This is a genomic window from Streptomyces sp. NPDC058674 (assembly GCF_042716505.1).
Classification (GTDB): Bacteria; Actinomycetota; Actinomycetes; order Streptomycetales; family Streptomycetaceae; genus Streptomyces.
In genome coordinates, this window is the sequence record NZ_JBHXSC010000027.1 from 21,821 (window position 1) to 36,494 (window position 14,674).

The window sequence follows — 14,674 nt, forward strand, 5'->3', positions numbered from 1 at the left end:
AACGGACGGCAGGTGAAGGGTGCCGCCCGTACGACTGGGGAGTCGGACGGGCGGCACCCTTTCTCATGCCCACCCGCCCCGGGCCCCCGGCTCCCGCGCCGTGCGGCACACGTACCCTCCTCCTGGAAGAGGGGGAGCCCGACCGGCCCGCGCCCCCGACGCACACCGGAGGGAGGGGCCGTGGCCCGCGCAGCCGACCGCAGCACACCCCGCGCGCCCGTACCGGCCGCCCGGCAGGCCCGGCCCGCGAGCCCCGCGCCCGCTTCCGCGGTCCTGCCCGCCGCGCTCGCCGGATGGGCCTCGGGCGGGCAGCCGCAGGCGTACGGGCTGCTCGCCGACCGCGCCGACGGGACCGTCGTCCGCTGCGGGGACACCGTCGCCAAGGCCCACTCCGGGGACACCGACCGGGAGGCCCTGGCGCTGCGGCTACGGGTCGCGGGACACCCGGCGCTGGCCGGGGTGCTGCTGCCACCGCTGCGGAGCGGATCCGTCCTGGGGCGGCCCGCCACCCTGTGGCCGTACGGCGCCCCCGTGGACCCGGAGCGCCCCGAGGACGCTCCCTGGGAGGAGGCCGGCCGCCTCTTGGCCGCCCTCCACCGGACCCTGCTCGACGCCCTCCCCGGCCCGGTCCCCCCGATGCGCGGCCCGGTCAAGCTCGCCCGCGCCCTCCACCGCCTGGCCCGTGCGGAGCGGGCCGGGGGCACCGACCCCGCGGACACGGCCGCCGTACGGGCCGCCGCCCGGACCCTGCCCGCCTGGGCCCGCGCGGAAGCGCCGGCCCCGAGCGGCGGGGCGCTCTGCCACGGGGACCTGCACCTGGGGCAGATGGTCCGCAGTCCCGCGTCGGACGGAACCTGGCTGCTGATCGACGTGGACGACCTCGGGGCCGGCGCCCCGTCCTGGGACCTCGCCCGCCCGGCCGCCTGGTACGCGGCCGGGGTGCTGGACCCCGGTGCCTGGCTGCGGTTCCTGGACGCCTACCGGGCGGCCGGCGGCCCGGCGGCCGGCCCGCCCGGCTCCGACCCCTGGCCCGAACTGGACCTGGCCGCCCGCGCGCTGACCGTACAGGCAGGGGCCCAGTCCCTGGCGAAGGCGGCGCAGGGCGGCCGCCGGCCCGACGAGGTCGAGCGGCTGATGGTGGACGCCTGCGCCCGCATCGCGGCGGTCCCGGCCGCCGACGTGGAGTCCGGGCCCCCGTCGTAGGGTGGGCTCCCCGCCACCGGGCATGCATCCGGTGGCGGAGTCCGACGGCAAGGAGTTGATCCGTTCATGCAGTGTCCGAAGTGTCACGCGATCATGCACACGTACAACCGCAACGGCGTCCAGATAGAGCAGTGCAGCGGCTGCCGCGGCATCTTCCTCGACTACGGGGAGCTGGAGGCCCTGACCCGCCTGGAGTCCCAGTACACCGCCCAGTACGGCCAGGTCCCGCCGCCCGCCGCGCCGCCGGCCCCCTACCCCGGCCAGCACGCGGCCCCCGCCCCCGCCTGGGGCGCCCCCCAGCACGGCGGCCACGGACACCACGGGCACCAGGGCCGCCACAAGGGCGGCTTCGGCCGGATGCTCTTCTCCTCCTGATCCGGAGCCGAGCACGCGGAAGCCCCGGCCGTGGAGACGGCCGGGGCTTCCGGGGTGGTGCGCGATACTGGGATTGAACCAGTGACCTCTTCCGTGTCAGGGAAGCGCTCTCCCGCTGAGCTAATCGCGCGAGTCCACGGCATGAACGCCGCAGGTCAAGCAGGTGGTACGGGGTGCTGCGTGCGCGATACTGGGATTGAACCAGTGACCTCTTCCGTGTCAGGGAAGCGCTCTCCCGCTGAGCTAATCGCGCGGGTGATCCTTGCGGACCAGTGGACGATACTGGGATTGAACCAGTGACCTCTTCCGTGTCAGGGAAGCGCTCTCCCGCTGAGCTAATCGTCCGTGGAGGTGGAGACGGGATTTGAACCCGTGTAGACGGCTTTGCAGGCCGTTGCCTCGCCTCTCGGCCACTCCACCATGGAGCCAGCAAGGGTTCTCGGGAAGATCCCCCACTTCGAGCGGACGACGAGACTCGAACTCGCGACATCCACCTTGGCAAGGTGGTGCTCTACCAACTGAGCTACGTCCGCAGGTCACCGTGTTCACTCCGGGGCTCTGCCCCTTCGCTCCCTGGCGACGAGTTGAACTCTAGCGGATTCCCGGGCCAGCTCAAAAACGCGTTTCCGCAGCGTGCTGCCGCTCGATCACCGCCGGTCACCGCACCGGCGCCGGCGCGTCACCGGTCATAGACTCGCAGCCGTGCACGACCTGCCTCCCCTCGCCCGCTTCGGCGGCCTCCTCGCGACCGACCTCCGCGATGTCACCAGTGATCCCGCCGCCCTGGACTCCACCGGGTTCTGGGCGGTCTCGGCGGACTTCGAAGGGCGGCTCGTCTGCGCCCGCTTCGGGGACATACGCCCGGACCCCGTCCCCGCGCCGATACCCGGCGCCTGGCGGGGCCCCGACACCGACGCCTGGGCCTCCTCGCTCGACCGGGCCGAGTACGTCCTCGGTGTCCGCCGCATCCGCGAGCACATCGCCGCCGGCGAGGTCTACCAGGCCAATCTCTGCCGGGTGATGTCCGCGCCGCTGCCCGACCCCGCCGGAGCCGACGTCGACGCCCTGACGGCCCTCCTCGCGCGCGGGAACCCCGCCCCCTACGCGGGAACGATCAGGCTCCCCGCGCACGGCGTCGAGATCGCCACCGCCTCACCGGAGCTCTTCCTGCGCCGGACCGGCCGCCGCGTGGAGTCCGGCCCCATCAAGGGCACCGGCCGCACCGTCGCCGACCTCCTGCCCAAGGACCACGCCGAGAACGTGATGATCGTGGACCTGGTGCGCAACGATCTCGGCCGGGTCTGCGCCACCGGTTCCGTCACCGTCCCCGAGCTGTGCGCCGTCGAGGAGCACCCGGGCCTGGTCCACCTCGTCTCCACCGTCAGCGGCGAGCTCGCCGCCGGGGCCGGCTGGCCCGAACTGCTCGCCGCCACCTTCCCGCCGGGCTCCGTCACCGGCGCGCCCAAGTCCTCCGCCCTGCGCATCATCGAAGCCCTGGAGACCGCCCCGCGCGGCCCCTACTGCGGAGGCGTCGGCTGGGTCGACGCGGACCGGGGCGCCGCCGAACTCGCCGTCGGCATCCGTACCTTCTGGATCGACCGCACGTGCCCCGGCGGGCCCCGGCTGTGCTTCGGCACCGGGGCCGGCATCACCTGGGGCTCCGACCCCGACCGGGAGTGGGCCGAGACCGAACTGAAGGCCGCCCGGCTGCTGCGGGTAGCGTCAGGCACCCACGGGGCGACCGGTGCCCGTGGGACGAACGGCATGAGCGGAGGAACCGTACGGTGAAGATCTGGCTCGACGGAGCGCTGCGGGACGCGGACGGCGCGAAGGTGTCCGTGTTCGACCACGGGCTGACCGTGGGAGACGGAGTCTTCGAGACTCTGAAGGCCGAGCACGGCAAGGCCTTCGCGCTCACCCGCCACCTGGAGCGGCTGACCCGCTCGGCGCGCGGCCTCGGTCTGCCGGACCCCGACCACGACGAGGTGCGCCGGGCCTGCGCCGCCGTCCTGGAGGCCAACCCGATGCCGTTCGGGCGGCTCCGCGTCACCTACACCGGGGGCGTCTCCCCGCTCGGCTCCGACCGCGGCGACGCCGCCCCCACCCTGATCGCGGCCACCGCCCCGTCCGAGCGGCGCGCGGACACCACGGACGTCGTCACCGTGCCCTGGGTCCGCAACGAGCGCTCCGGGGTGGCCGGCCTGAAGACCACCTCGTACGCCGAGAACGTCGTCGCGCTCGCCGCGGCCCACCGCGCGGGAGCCTCCGAGGCGCTCCTCGCCAACACCGTCGGCCGGCTCTGCGAGGGCACCGGCTCCAACGTCTTCGTCGTCCTCGACGGGGAACTGCACACCCCGCCCCTGGCCTCCGGCTGCCTGGCCGGCATCACCCGCGCGCTCGTCGTCGAGTGGGCCGGGGCGAAGGAGACCGATCTTCCCCTCGAGGCGCTGGAGCAGGCCGAGGAGGTCTTCCTGACCTCTTCGCTCCGCGACGTCCAGGCCGTGCTGCGCGTAGACGACCGCCGCATCGGGTCCGCCCCCGGCCCGGTCACCGCCGAGGCGATGCGCGTCTTCGCGGCCCGCGCGGCCGACGACCTCGACCCCTGAGCGCTGTTCCGGGACCGGTGGTCCGGACCAGGACCCGGACCGGGCCGGGCCCTGTCGCCGGGGCCGCGGGGCGGGTAGAACACGGGGGATGACCACCACCCTGCGGCCGACACGGCCGCTCCAGCAGAACAGCGACGGCACCCGCTCGCGGACCTACGAGGTCCGGGTCAACAGCCGCCGCGTCGGAACCCTCGAACTGGCCACCCGGTCCGCCTCCCAGCCGGGAGTCGGAGTGATCCGGGACCTGTGGATCGACGAACCGGACCGGGGGCGCGGCCGCGGCACGGTCGCCGCGCTCGCGGCGGAGGAGGTGCTCCGCGGCTGGCGCTGCGGCAGCGTCGCCGTGTCGGTACCGGCCGACGCGGCTCGCGCCCTGCGGCTGGCGGACGCCCTGGGCTACCGCGAGACCGGCCGGGTCATGGTCAAGGAGCTGCCGCCCGCGCCGCCCGCCCTCCCGGCGGACAGCCGGGGCCGGCCCATGACGCCGGCCGAGTTCGACGCCTGGCGGGAGCGGGCCGTCGTGGAGTACTCCCGGCGCCTTGTCGCCCCGGGCAGCACCGCCGAGGAGGGCCTGGCCGCCTCCCGCGCGGAGCACGCCCGGCTGCTGCCGCAGGGGTCCCGGACGCCCGGCTCGTCCTTCCTCGTGCTGGAGACGCCGCAGGGCGCGGTCCTCGGCACCCTGTGGACGGGGGACCGCACGCTGCCCGGCCTCGGCGCCGTCCCGTACGTGTGGGACGTCGACGTCGCGGCCGAGCACCGGCGCAGGGGCCACGGCCGGACCCTCATGCTGCTCGCCGAGCACACCGCCCTGGCCGCGGGCGCCCGCCACCTGGGTCTGCACGTGGCCGAGGGCAACACCCCGGCCCGCCGGCTCTACGAGTCGCTGGGCTACCGGGACACGGCCGTGAACGCGATCAAGGCGCTCGTCTAGGCCGTCTCTTCCGGATCGTGGCGGCCGAGCCCGCGGCGTCCGGTGCCGTGCCCGGCAACGTGGCCGGGTGCGGTGCCGGACGCCGCGGGCCCGGCACGATCCGAAAGAGACGGCCAAGGCCGGGAGGGCGTGCCGGGGGCAGCGACCCGGCGGACCCTTCCGGTCACGGCACCGGAGTGCCGCGCGGCGCGCGCCCGCCCGGGGTCCCGGGGACGGCCCTCAGGCCAGCAGCCGGTCCGCGATCTCCTCGATGCGGGCGCGCAGGCCGTCCTGGCTCTTGCCGCCGTCGAGGCGCTCGCCGCCGATCACGTACGTCGGGGTGCCGGTCACGCCGATCGCCTTGCCCTCGGCCTGGTCGGCGTCGACGATCAGGATGTGCCGTCCGTCGATCAGGGCGGTGTCGAACTCGTCGACGTCGAGGCCCAGTTCACGGGCGACGTCCAGCAGCACCGGCTCGCCCTCCCGTCCCAGCTCCGCGGCGCGCGCCAGGACGGCCTCGGCGTACGGCCAGCCCTGACCCTGCTCCACGGCCTCCTCGGCGGCCTGGGCCGCGGCGAAGGAGTGCTTGTGCTTCTCCAGGGGGAAGTGGCGCAGTCGGATGTCCAGCCGGTCGCCGTAGCGGGCCCGCAGGGCGCGTACGTCGTCCAGGGCGGCGTGGCAGTCCGGGCACTGCAGTTCGCACCAGACGTCGAGGATCACGGAATCGGTCATGCGGACAGTCTCCCAGCCCGCGCCCCGCCCCGGCCCCCGCCCGCCCCCGCCGACCGGTACCCGGGGAGGAGGCCCGACCCGGAGTTCTCCCGGAGATCCGCCCGCGGGCGGCCGCCGGCCTGGCCCGTGCGGGTTCGCCCGGTGCAGGATGGACGGGTACGGATCGCCCGTCACCGACAGCCGGAGGGCCCCATGCTTGCCGAGACCATATGTTCCGCGGTGTCCGCGGCGGGCCTGGGCATCGCCGCGCTCACGGCCTACCGCAAGCGCTTCCTGGCGGCCGCGCGGATCACCGCGTACGCGCTCGTCCCGGTCGGGCTGGTGCTGACCGGCGTGGTGCAGTGGGCGACCGAGGTCGTCTTCGAGCCGAGCGTCTGGGCCGGCTTCGGCGTGCTCGGCCTGGCCTGGCTGCTCTTCGCCACCACCCGTGCCGTCGAGCGCCGCAGCCTCGCGAAGGGCGGCAAGCCGGCGAAGCCGGTCAAGGGCGGCCCGGTCCGGGAGGCCGTCGCCCCGGGCGCCTCGGCGCCCGCGGCCGCCGCCCCGCCCCGGGCGGCAGGGCGGCAGCAGCCGGCCGCCGCGGGTGACGACTTCTCCGACATCGAGGCGATCCTCAAGAAGCACGGCATCTGACGACCAGCACGGCGTCTGACAAGCACGGCAGCCGACCCCAGGGGAGCGGGATCGGGCCGAGTCCACGAGATCGGGCGAACTACCGCTGGGGAATTGGCGTGTTGACCGGTGGGCGGCGGTCCGCTGCGCCATCATCGGCCGGAGATGCTCGACACACCGCACAGTGAGCCGTCGGTTTCCGCCCAGGCCCCCGCGCCCGTTGCCGAGGAGCCGCGAGGCTGCCTCTTCGCCCTCTCCCAGCCACCTCTGATGATCTTCCTGGGAGTGATCGGGACCCTACTGCTGCTCGCCGCCGTCCACGACCTGTTCGTGCTCTGACGCCCCGGCGTCGGCCTCCTTGCGCCGGGCCCGGTACGCCGCCACGTGCAACCGGTTCCCGCAGGTCCGGCTGTCGCAGTAACGCCGCGAGCGGTTCCGGGAGAGGTCTACGAACGCACGCCGGCAGTCGGGTGCCTCGCAGCGGCGCAGCCGCTCCTGCTCACCGGAGACCACGATGAAGGCCAGGGCCATCCCGCCGTCGGCCGCCAGGTGGTCGCCCACCGAGGCGCCGGGGGCGAAGTAGTGCACGTGCCAGTCGTAGCCGTCGTGGTCGGTGAGCTGCGGAGTGGTGCCCGCCGTCGCCACCAGCTCGTTGATCAGTACGGAGGCCGCACGGGAGTTCGGTGCCGCGAAGACCTGGGCGAACTTGCCGCGCACCGCCCGGACGCCCGACAGGTCGCGGGCGCCGAGCTCACCGACGTCGCTGATCGCGTACTCCCGCACGAAACCGCGCAGCGCCCCGATGTCCGCGAGCCCGTCGGGCTGGTCGGCCTCGGCCGCGGTGTTCACCAGCGCGACGACGACGTCGAGCGCGCGACGGGTGTCGTGGGGGATCTGCACGGGTCTCCCTCGGGGGCCGGGGCCTGCGGCGACGGGCCGCCGCGGCAGGTGGCCGACTCTAGCGGGTCCCCTCGCGGGGCCGCCCCCACGCGCACCGGCGCCGTCCCCGCGGATGGCTCCCGCAAGGACAGCGCCGGCACGCACGTATGTGGTTGTCCGCCCCGCACCGTCGCCCCGAGTCGGACGGTGTCGAGCGGTGGTAGGGCTGGCTCAGCTTTCGGCCAGGATGTGGGAGAGCTCCTTGTCGAGGTCGAAGTGCCGGTGTTCGGTCCCGGGCGGGACCGCGGCGTCCGTCCGCTTGAGGAACGACTCGAGTGCTCGGGCGGGTGCTTCGAGCAGTGCTTCTCCCTCCGGAGAGCTCAGGGCGATGCAGACGACGCCCTGACCGTGGCTGCGGGACGGCCAGACGCGGACGTCGCCGGTACCGGTGGGCCGGTGGAGGCCCTCCGCGAGGAGGTCGCGGGCGAATACCCATTCGACCGTCTCCTCGGCGCCGGTGTGGAAGGTGGCGTGCACGGCGTAGGGATCGGCCGTGTCATACCGCAGGCCCGCGGGAACAGGCAGTGAGGACTCGCTCGACACAACGAGGCGCAGGTGCAGCTCGCAGCTGACCGTGGTGTTCATAAGCGCCAGGGCCTTTCGCTCAGTGTGCGCTCGGGGATTCGCACGTCGGCGAAATCGACATGCCACCTACGGTGCCGTTGTAAACCCCTCTGACCGTTTTGCGGACCTCTGGGTCCCTCGTACGGCGGATCCAAACCCGCATTCGCGTGTGCATCCGGCTCGGGTAGATTCGACCTTATGAATACGGGGAGTGACCACGGCACCGACGAGTCCGCAGCACGTGATCCGGCGACGGGAGCCGCCGAGGAAGCGCCGCACGTCTCCAAGGCGCCCGATTTCGTGAAGGCCCGCAGGACCCTGCACCTGAGCTGGCAGGTCGGCGTCTTCGTCGTCGGCCTCGCCGTCATCGGCGCGGGCGTCGCCATGCTCGTCCTGCCCGGTCCTGGCTGGGTGGCCATCTTCGCGGGCCTGGCGATCTGGGCCACCGAGTTCGCCTGGGCCCACCTCGTCCTGCGCTGGACCAAGCGCAAGGTGACCGAGGCGGCCCAGAAGGCGCTCGACCCGAGGGTGCGCCGCCGCAACCTCGTCCTGACCGGCACGGGCCTCGCCGTCGCGGGCGCCCTGATCGGCTTCTACCTGTGGAAGTACGGGCTCGTCCTGCCGTGGGACATCAAGGACCAGTGATGGCGGGGAGCACCGCTGACATGCGGTAATGTTTGCGGTGCGTCCGGGCGATTAGCTCAGTGGGAGAGCACTTCGTTCACACCGAAGGGGTCACTGGTTCGAACCCAGTATCGCCCACCCGGACCAGAGGCCCGGAGACTGTTCACAGTCTCCGGGCCTCTGGCGTTCAGCGGTACCGGCCCAGGGCCTCCCGCATCCGCCGGGCGTCCGCCAGCCGCCTCTCGTACGTCGCCCCCACCGCCAGGAGCAGCAGCCCCGCCAGCGCCGGCGGGAGCCAGCGCGGCAAGACCCCCGCGACCTGGACCACGTACGGGAACAGCTCGTGCAGTGCCACGGCCGCCAGGACGGCACCGCCGAGCAGCAGCGGGGCCTGGAGGCCGCGCCGGGCGCCCGCCAGGGTCAGCGCCAGCGCCGCCAGGCCCAGCAGCAGCGGGCGCTGCCAGCCGGCGTCCGCCCAGGCCGCCAGCAGGCTCGGCAGCAGCATCGCCCCCAGTCCCGGTCCGTACGCCGTCCAGGACGAGGCCCGGGGGTCCCTGCGGCGCCGCAGGTAGCCCACCGCGAGGGCGGACACCGTCACCGGCAGGGCGTAGGCCTCCGGCGCGGTGACCTCCTCCGAGGCCAGCCGGACCCAGGACGCCGCCACCAGCAGCACCCCGGCCGCCCAGCCCAGGGCGCGGCGCTCCGGCCGCACCGCGGCGCCCGCGCACACCACCCCGGCCAGCGACAGGGTCAGCGCCAGCGTCCCGGGGCGCAGGGCCGACAGGGCGACCGCCACCACCCCGACCGCCCCCGCCGCGATCTCCGCCGACAGCCGTACCGGACCGAGCCGGGACCCCAGCGCGGCCACCGCCGCGGGCACCGCCAGCAGCGGCAGCCCCCACCAGGCCACCGCCAGGTCGGTCAGCGCCGATGCCGCCCCCAGCAGGCCGGCGGCGTATCCGGCCGCGCCCGCCGCTGCCGCCGATCGGGCCCACCGCGGAGCGGTCCCGTACGCCGCTCCCAGCGCGCAGCCCGCGCCCAGCAGGCCCCACACCGCGAAGGTGGCCGCGCGGCCGTCCAGCGCGCCCAGGGACACGTTCAGGGCCCCGCCCAGCGCGCACGCGCCCGCCGCGACCGCGACGCCCCGCGCCGCGGACCGCAGCGCCAGCAAACCGGCGGCGGCAACCCCCGCCACCTGCACCGCGAACACCACCGCCGCCGGGAACCCGAGCAGCACCGGCGCCGTGAACAGCCCCGACCAGGCCGCCACGACCGCCACCACCGCCGGCTCCGGGCGCGACAGCCGCCGGGACAGCCACCAGGCCGCCCCCGCCGCCACCGGCAGCACCACCGCGGCCGCGGCCCCCTGCGCGAACGGGCTCCCGCCGGGAGCGGTCGCCGCCCACACCTCGTCCAGCACCCCGGCGCGGGCCGCCGGCGCCGGAAGGGCCACCGACCAGGCCCACAGCGCCGCCAGGGCCGCCGTCCCCGCGCCGGCCGCGGCCAGCCCGCGCCGCACCGCCGCCGGCAGCGCGCCGACGCCCACCGGCGCCACCAGCGGCAGCGCCGCCGCCAGGTGCGCCGCCACCGCCCAGCCGGGCTCGAGTCCCGGCCGCGCCACACCGCCGAGCGCCACCACCCAGGCCAGACCGCCCGCCGCCGCGGCCGCCGCGGCGCGCGGCTCCCGCCAGGCCGCCGCCGTGCCCAGCGCCGCGGCGGCCAGCAGCAGCGCCGCCGGGCTCCAGGCCTGCGCCGTCGACGCCGCCGACCAGGAGGCGGCCGCTCCCAGCAGCAGCGCCCCCGCGCCGAGCGCCGAGGCCAGTACCACGCCCAGGACGGCCGACCGGCGGACCCGCAGCGCCAGGGCCGCGTCGAGGGCCGCCGTCGCCAGCAGCGCCCAGCCGACCCCCACCGCACCCCCCTGCCCGGCCAGCGCCGCCAGCGGAAGCGGCAGCTGCGCCGCGGCCACCGCCGCGGGCAGCGGGAGCCGCAGCCCCGGCAGCACCCGCCCGTAGCCGGCCCACACCGCCGCCGCCACCGCGGCCGCCCCCGCCGCGTACGCCGTCCCGTCGGTGTCCGGCAGGGCGACCGCGTACAGCGCGTAGGCGTCCAGCATGGTCAGCAGCAGCGCGACCGCCGCCACGGACTCCGCCGTCGAGCGCAGCCCGCGGCGCAGCAGCAGCGCGGGCGCGGCCAGCGCCGCCGCCGTCACCGCGGCCAGCACCGCCGAACGCCCCGCGATCCCCAACGAGCCCCAGCTGACCAGCGTGAAGGCCAGCGCGGCCACCGCCAGCAGCACCGCGCCCAGGGTCAGCAGCACCGTCTGGGCACTCGGCGCCTGCGCCTCCCCGGCGGCCGCCGGGGCCGGTACGCGGCCGGAAGCAGGGCCCGGGGCGGGGGCCCCGGGCGGCGCCGGCGCGTACAGCAGGCGCAGCAGCCAGTCCCGGCGGCCCAGCAAGTACGCGCGCCGGGCGTCGAGTTGGACCAGCTCGTGGTCGATGCGCGCCAGCTCTTCGGCCGGCGGCAGAGGCATGTTCATGGTCCGGAGTGTGCCGTCGGCCGCGCTCCGAGGACATGGGCGCGGGTACTCAGGGCCGCCTGAGTAGCCGGGTTGGGGAAACCGGGCATGCGGACCCCCGGCGCGGGCCAGACTGCCTCCATGCGCCTGAACAGCTGGGACCGTATGAGCCGCTACCGCTTCCGCAGCGTGTGGGACCTCGACGCCCCGCCCGCCCGCGTCTTCGCCGTGCTGGCACAGCCCGGCGAATACCCGCTCTGGTGGCCCCAGGTGCGCCGGGTCGAAGCGGTCGACGACCGCACCGGCACCGCGCTGGTCCGCTCGGTCCTCCCGTACGCGCTCCACGTCACCGCCACCGAGCTGCTGCGCGATCCCGGCCGGGGCGTCCTGGAGGTGGCACTGCGCGGAGACCTCGACGGCTGGGCGCGGTGGACCGTACGGGGGCGCGGCGGGACGGGCGGCGCGCGGACCCGCGCCCTCTACGAGCAGGAAGTCGAGGTGCGGCGTCCCCTGATGCGCCGGCTCTCGCTCCCGGGGCGGCCGGTGTTCCGGCTCAACCACGCCCTGATGATGCGGGCCGGGCGGCACGGCCTGCAGGCCCGGCTGGCCGCGCTGCCGGAAGCGGTTTGAACCAGCCCCGGGCCTTCTGTATTGTTCAGTGCGTTCCCGGGCGATTAGCTCAGCGGGAGAGCACTTCGTTCACACCGAAGGGGTCACTGGTTCGATCCCAGTATCGCCCACCGGGACAGGCCGGTCCGTCTGCTGACGGACCGGCCTTCCGCATGTACGAGGGCCTTCCGTGCGGCCCCGTCCTACGCGGCGGCCGTCAGGTCCGGCCGCAGCGGCCAGTGCGGGTCCACCGACTCGGGCGTCCCCTGGCGCGCGAACCAGGCCTGCAGGCCCCGCGCCTGTGCCGCGTGCCACACCTGCTGGAGCGTGTGCAGCTCGGTCGGGGTCAGCCGCTCCAGCCGTCCCGCGAAGCGGCGCCCCACCGCCCGCACGAGCTCCAGCGAGGCCATCGCGTCCGCCGCCGCGTCGTGCGCCGCCTCCAGCTCTATCCCGTAGTGCGCACACAGGTCCGTCAGCGTCCGCCGGCCCTTGCGGTAGCGGTCCAGGTGCTTGTCCAGCACCCGCGGATCCAGCACCGTCAGCGGCCGGTTGTCCAGGTACCGCGAGAGCGAGGACGCCCGGTGCCGGCGCAACTCGCGGTCCAGCAGCGTCAGATCGAAGGGCGCGTTCATCACCACCACCGGCCGGCCCGCCACCTGCTGCTCCCCGAGCGCCCGCGCTATCTCCTCGACCACCGGCGCGGGCCACCGGCCGTTGCGCTGGAGGTGGTCGTCGGTGAGCCCGTGCACTTCCGTCGCCCCCGCGGGCACCGGGACCCCGGGATTGACGAGCCACCGGGTGGAGCGCACCCGGCCGCCCGCGCACTCCTGGACGACGAGCGCGGCGGACACGATCCGGTCCTGCTCGACGTCCACCCCGGTCGTCTCGGTGTCGAATGCGGCCAGCGGGCCCTCGTACCAGCGTGTCATGGCGAACTCCTCGTCCCCGGTCGGCAGATGGGGCGCACTCGGTTCACGCCGCCTTGCCCGAAGCGGTGATACCCGGGCTGTTTGCTCCGTACGCCGTTTGCCGCGGCCCGTCTGCGGAGACAACAACCCTGGGGGACCGTGCACATGACCGGTCGTCATCCCGTCCGCACCCACGGCAGAGCCCGCAAGGCAGGGGAGCCGGCCATGGCGCTCGCGCAGCCCGAACAGGGCGGCGTGCTGGCGGGGCGGATCGATCCGCGAACCGGTACGCCGGGCGGGGCGCGGACCGGACCGCTGCGCGGCACACTCGCCACCACCGCCTGCATGGAGACCCTCCAGGTGGGCTACCTGCACGCCGTCGCCGCCGCAGCCGGCTGCTCCCTCTCCCAGCCCTTCCCGGACAACGGCATCGACTGGCACGTCAGCCACGGCGCCCCCCAGCACGTCGTCGACGACGAGGTCACCATCAAGGTGCAGCTCAAGGCGACGTATCAGGTACCGCCCCGGCCGGCCGGGCCCACCTTCGGCTTCACCCTCGACAACGAGCACCTGGTGAAGCTGGCCCGCAGCCCGGTCGCCGTCCACAAGATCCTCGTCGTGATGCTCGTCCCGCGGGAGCGCGACCAGTGGCTCGCCGCCGGGCACGACCGGCTCGACCTGAGGCACTGCTGCTACTGGACCAATCTCGCCGGACACCCCGTGACCGGCCGGCGCCGGACCACCGTGCGGATCCCGACCACGCGGATCTTCGACGACCGGGCGCTCTGCGAGATCATGACCCGGGTCGGGTCGGGAGGGACACCTTGATGCACTGGCACTCGCCGCACCTCGAACCGCTGCCGTCCGCGGAGCCCACGGACCCCGCACACCCCGCCGCGCCCGACCCCGCCCAGGTCGACGCCGCGCAGGTCGATCCCGCGGTGCTGGGGGCCCTGCTGCGCCGCCACGGCTGGCTGCGCCGCGGCGGGGCCGCCGGCCGGTACGGGCGCTGGACCCCGCCCGCCGGCCACCCGGCCGGCGCCGCCACCAGCCTGCTGGTCCCCGAGAGCCGCACCTTCCCGGACTGCACCGACCTGGTGGAGGAGGCGCTCACCGCCCTCTCCCGCAGCGGGGTGCCGTCCGCGCGGGAGGTGCTGTACGGGCTGAGCGTGCCGAGCGACGAGGTCCACTGGGACCGGGAGATCCCGGCCGGGCCGTACCGGCTCCGGGCCGAGGCCGCGTGGACGGTCCAGGAGCAGCTGCGCTCGGCCGCCCGGCAGCTCCTGCTGGCCGGGGCCCTGGCGGACCGGGCGCGGGCGGGCTATTACGGCGCCCGGCACCGGGGGAAGGCCGAACGGGCCCTGGAAGGGGTCCTGGTGGGCCCCTCGCCCGGCGGCCGGCGGCTCACCGCCTACGTCCCGGTCGAGGGCGGGCGGGGCATCGCGACCCGGCTCCACCACGCCCTGCACGCGGCCCGCGAGGCCGTGGACTACCGGCGGGCCACCGGAGGCATGGAGGCCTTCGACGCCGCCGTGGAGGCAGGGGTCAGCCGGGAGCTCGCCGACGCGCTGATCGCCTTGGTCCGGGGCACTGAGGGAGCGCGGATCGCCCTGGCCTGGGCGCCCGCGGCGGGGGTGCCGGCGGGCTGTGCGGCCCGCCCGGAGCCGGTGGAGTTCTCACCCGGCGACCTGCCGGTGCTGCGCGAGGCGGCGGCCCGCTACACCCGCGACGAGCCGGCCGTGCAGGTCAGGATCACGGGCGCGGTGGTGCGGATGCGGCGCTCTGCGCCGGGCGGCGGCGGGACCGTCCGGCTGCGGGTCCTCGGCGGCGCGGAGGTCCCGTACGTACGGGCCGCGCTGGACGAGGAGGCGTACCGGGTGGCGGGCCACGCGCACCTGGTGGGCCTGCCGATCAGGGTCGGCGGGCGGCTCCAGCAGCGGGGCGGCTTCCGGCGGCTGACGGACGCGGCCGAGGTCGCGCCGGTCCCGCTGGACGAGGTCGAGCGGGACCGGCTGATGAAGTCGCTGGACGACGCCTTCGACCCGGCGGACGTCCTGCCCTCGGACGAGTAGCGCCG

The 14,674-nt window shown here is 75.4% G+C and carries 16 protein-coding genes and 7 tRNA genes; 13 read left to right on the forward strand and 10 right to left on the reverse strand.

Annotated features, from left to right (window positions below; all coding sequences use genetic code 11):
* Positions 1 to 273 precede the first annotated feature (273 nt).
* Positions 274 to 1,203, forward strand: a complete 930-nt coding sequence (locus tag ACFWU6_RS16420) for a phosphotransferase (protein ID WP_383981675.1) — start codon at positions 274 to 276, stop codon at positions 1,201 to 1,203.
* 66 nt (positions 1,204 to 1,269) lie between these two features.
* Positions 1,270 to 1,578, forward strand: coding sequence for a zf-TFIIB domain-containing protein (locus tag ACFWU6_RS16425; RefSeq protein WP_383810416.1), 309 nt, complete (start codon positions 1,270 to 1,272; stop codon positions 1,576 to 1,578).
* 55 nt (positions 1,579 to 1,633) lie between these two features.
* Here ACFWU6_RS16425 and ACFWU6_RS16430 read toward each other — a convergent pair.
* From ACFWU6_RS16430 to ACFWU6_RS16450, 5 genes are all read right to left on the reverse strand, one after another.
* Positions 1,634 to 1,708 (reverse strand) — tRNA-Val (locus ACFWU6_RS16430).
* A 51-nt stretch (positions 1,709 to 1,759) separates the two neighbouring features.
* Positions 1,760 to 1,831 (reverse strand) — tRNA-Val (locus tag ACFWU6_RS16435).
* 20 nt (positions 1,832 to 1,851) lie between these two features.
* Positions 1,852 to 1,923, reverse strand: a tRNA-Val gene (locus tag ACFWU6_RS16440).
* A gap of 1 nt (position 1,924) precedes the next feature.
* Positions 1,925 to 1,998: transfer RNA gene (locus tag ACFWU6_RS16445), tRNA-Cys, on the reverse strand.
* A gap of 40 nt (positions 1,999 to 2,038) precedes the next feature.
* Positions 2,039 to 2,111 (reverse strand) — tRNA-Gly (locus ACFWU6_RS16450).
* A 169-nt stretch (positions 2,112 to 2,280) separates the two neighbouring features.
* On the opposite strand from ACFWU6_RS16450, the gene ACFWU6_RS16455 reads away from it, so the two are divergent.
* The 3 genes from ACFWU6_RS16455 (at position 2,281) to ACFWU6_RS16465 (ending at position 5,115) form a co-directional block, all read left to right on the forward strand.
* Positions 2,281 to 3,366, forward strand: coding sequence for a chorismate-binding protein (locus tag ACFWU6_RS16455; RefSeq protein WP_383981629.1), 1,086 nt, complete (start codon positions 2,281 to 2,283; stop codon positions 3,364 to 3,366).
* Positions 3,363 to 4,184, forward strand: coding sequence for an aminotransferase class IV (locus tag ACFWU6_RS16460; RefSeq protein ID WP_383810422.1), 822 nt, complete (start codon positions 3,363 to 3,365; stop codon positions 4,182 to 4,184). The genes ACFWU6_RS16455 and ACFWU6_RS16460 overlap by 4 nt, the downstream gene beginning before the upstream one ends.
* Before the next feature lie 88 nt (positions 4,185 to 4,272).
* Positions 4,273 to 5,115, forward strand: a complete 843-nt coding sequence (locus ACFWU6_RS16465) for a GNAT family N-acetyltransferase (RefSeq protein WP_383981631.1) — start codon at positions 4,273 to 4,275, stop codon at positions 5,113 to 5,115.
* Positions 5,116 to 5,334: 219 nt separating this feature from the next.
* Here the strand turns inward: ACFWU6_RS16465 and ACFWU6_RS16470 are convergent, their stop codons facing one another.
* Entirely contained in the window at positions 5,335 to 5,826 is a 492-nt protein-coding gene (locus ACFWU6_RS16470) for a DsbA family protein (protein WP_383981633.1), read from the reverse strand.
* 192 nt (positions 5,827 to 6,018) lie between these two features.
* Between ACFWU6_RS16470 and ACFWU6_RS16475 the strand changes: the two genes are divergently transcribed.
* Together ACFWU6_RS16475 and ACFWU6_RS16480 are read left to right on the forward strand one after the other, a co-directional pair.
* The gene (locus ACFWU6_RS16475) at positions 6,019 to 6,456 is read left to right on the forward strand and encodes a hypothetical protein (RefSeq protein ID WP_383810431.1); all 438 of its coding nucleotides are present in this window, start codon (positions 6,019 to 6,021) and stop codon (positions 6,454 to 6,456) included.
* Between the two features lie 144 nt (positions 6,457 to 6,600).
* Positions 6,601 to 6,774 carry a hypothetical protein gene (locus ACFWU6_RS16480; RefSeq protein WP_383981635.1) on the forward strand — a complete coding sequence of 58 codons (174 nt, stop codon included), beginning with the start codon at positions 6,601 to 6,603 and terminating at the stop codon, positions 6,772 to 6,774.
* Here ACFWU6_RS16480 and ACFWU6_RS16485 read toward each other — a convergent pair.
* The gene (locus ACFWU6_RS16485; RefSeq protein ID WP_383810433.1) at positions 6,733 to 7,335 is read right to left on the reverse strand and encodes a CGNR zinc finger domain-containing protein; all 603 of its coding nucleotides are present in this window, start codon (positions 7,333 to 7,335) and stop codon (positions 6,733 to 6,735) included. The genes ACFWU6_RS16480 and ACFWU6_RS16485 overlap by 42 nt on opposite strands.
* A 210-nt stretch (positions 7,336 to 7,545) precedes the next feature.
* Positions 7,546 to 7,959, reverse strand: a complete 414-nt coding sequence (locus ACFWU6_RS16490) for an SsgA family sporulation/cell division regulator (RefSeq protein WP_030011909.1) — start codon at positions 7,957 to 7,959, stop codon at positions 7,546 to 7,548.
* A 177-nt stretch (positions 7,960 to 8,136) separates the two neighbouring features.
* On the opposite strand from ACFWU6_RS16490, the gene ACFWU6_RS16495 reads away from it, so the two are divergent.
* Positions 8,137 to 8,583: a TIGR02611 family protein gene (locus ACFWU6_RS16495; protein ID WP_383981637.1), complete on the forward strand. Its 447-nt coding sequence runs from the start codon at positions 8,137 to 8,139 to the stop codon at positions 8,581 to 8,583.
* A gap of 45 nt (positions 8,584 to 8,628) precedes the next feature.
* A tRNA-Val gene (locus ACFWU6_RS16500) sits at positions 8,629 to 8,700 on the forward strand.
* A gap of 49 nt (positions 8,701 to 8,749) precedes the next feature.
* On the opposite strand, the gene ACFWU6_RS16505 is transcribed toward ACFWU6_RS16500, so the two are convergent.
* Positions 8,750 to 11,101 (reverse strand): SCO7613 C-terminal domain-containing membrane protein, encoded by a 2,352-nt coding sequence (locus ACFWU6_RS16505; protein WP_383981639.1) that lies wholly within the window; start codon positions 11,099 to 11,101, stop codon positions 8,750 to 8,752.
* A 120-nt stretch (positions 11,102 to 11,221) separates the two neighbouring features.
* On the opposite strand from ACFWU6_RS16505, the gene ACFWU6_RS16510 reads away from it, so the two are divergent.
* Together ACFWU6_RS16510 and ACFWU6_RS16515 are read left to right on the forward strand one after the other, a co-directional pair.
* Entirely contained in the window at positions 11,222 to 11,710 is a 489-nt protein-coding gene (locus ACFWU6_RS16510; RefSeq protein ID WP_383981641.1) for an SRPBCC family protein, read from the forward strand.
* A 38-nt stretch (positions 11,711 to 11,748) separates the two neighbouring features.
* A tRNA-Val gene (locus ACFWU6_RS16515) sits at positions 11,749 to 11,820 on the forward strand.
* 72 nt (positions 11,821 to 11,892) lie between these two features.
* On the opposite strand, the gene ACFWU6_RS16520 is transcribed toward ACFWU6_RS16515, so the two are convergent.
* Positions 11,893 to 12,618, reverse strand: coding sequence for a 3'-5' exonuclease (locus ACFWU6_RS16520; RefSeq protein WP_383804971.1), 726 nt, complete (start codon positions 12,616 to 12,618; stop codon positions 11,893 to 11,895).
* A gap of 204 nt (positions 12,619 to 12,822) precedes the next feature.
* Between ACFWU6_RS16520 and ACFWU6_RS16525 the strand changes: the two genes are divergently transcribed.
* Together ACFWU6_RS16525 and ACFWU6_RS16530 are read left to right on the forward strand one after the other, a co-directional pair.
* Complete coding sequence (locus tag ACFWU6_RS16525) at positions 12,823 to 13,425, forward strand: DUF4365 domain-containing protein (protein WP_383804973.1); 603 nt, start codon at positions 12,823 to 12,825, stop codon at positions 13,423 to 13,425.
* On the forward strand, positions 13,425 to 14,669 hold the full coding sequence (locus tag ACFWU6_RS16530; RefSeq protein ID WP_383981643.1) for a hypothetical protein: 1,245 nt from the start codon (positions 13,425 to 13,427) through the stop codon (positions 14,667 to 14,669). The genes ACFWU6_RS16525 and ACFWU6_RS16530 overlap by 1 nt, the downstream gene beginning before the upstream one ends.
* The last annotated feature ends 5 nt before the right edge of the window (positions 14,670 to 14,674 follow it).

What these genes read in the sequence shown, in the direction of transcription:
- ACFWU6_RS16425 (WP_383810416.1), top strand. Translation starts at nt 1,270, where the DNA reads ATGCAGTGTCCGAAGTGTCACGCGATCATGCACACGTACAACCGCAAC.
- ACFWU6_RS16465 (WP_383981631.1), top strand. Translation starts at nt 4,273, where the DNA reads ATGACCACCACCCTGCGGCCGACACGGCCGCTCCAGCAGAACAGCGAC.
- ACFWU6_RS16470 (WP_383981633.1), bottom strand. Translation starts at nt 5,826, where the DNA reads ATGACCGATTCCGTGATCCTCGACGTCTGGTGCGAACTGCAGTGCCCG.
- ACFWU6_RS16475 (WP_383810431.1), top strand. Translation starts at nt 6,019, where the DNA reads ATGCTTGCCGAGACCATATGTTCCGCGGTGTCCGCGGCGGGCCTGGGC.
- ACFWU6_RS16480 (WP_383981635.1), top strand. Translation starts at nt 6,601, where the DNA reads ATGCTCGACACACCGCACAGTGAGCCGTCGGTTTCCGCCCAGGCCCCC.
- ACFWU6_RS16490 (WP_030011909.1), bottom strand. Translation starts at nt 7,959, where the DNA reads ATGAACACCACGGTCAGCTGCGAGCTGCACCTGCGCCTCGTTGTGTCG.
- ACFWU6_RS16495 (WP_383981637.1), top strand. Translation starts at nt 8,137, where the DNA reads ATGAATACGGGGAGTGACCACGGCACCGACGAGTCCGCAGCACGTGAT.
- ACFWU6_RS16505 (WP_383981639.1), bottom strand. Translation starts at nt 11,101, where the DNA reads ATGAACATGCCTCTGCCGCCGGCCGAAGAGCTGGCGCGCATCGACCAC.
- ACFWU6_RS16510 (WP_383981641.1), top strand. Translation starts at nt 11,222, where the DNA reads ATGCGCCTGAACAGCTGGGACCGTATGAGCCGCTACCGCTTCCGCAGC.
- ACFWU6_RS16520 (WP_383804971.1), bottom strand. Translation starts at nt 12,618, where the DNA reads ATGACACGCTGGTACGAGGGCCCGCTGGCCGCATTCGACACCGAGACG.
- ACFWU6_RS16525 (WP_383804973.1), top strand. Translation starts at nt 12,823, where the DNA reads ATGGCGCTCGCGCAGCCCGAACAGGGCGGCGTGCTGGCGGGGCGGATC.
- ACFWU6_RS16530 (WP_383981643.1), top strand. Translation starts at nt 13,425, where the DNA reads ATGCACTGGCACTCGCCGCACCTCGAACCGCTGCCGTCCGCGGAGCCC.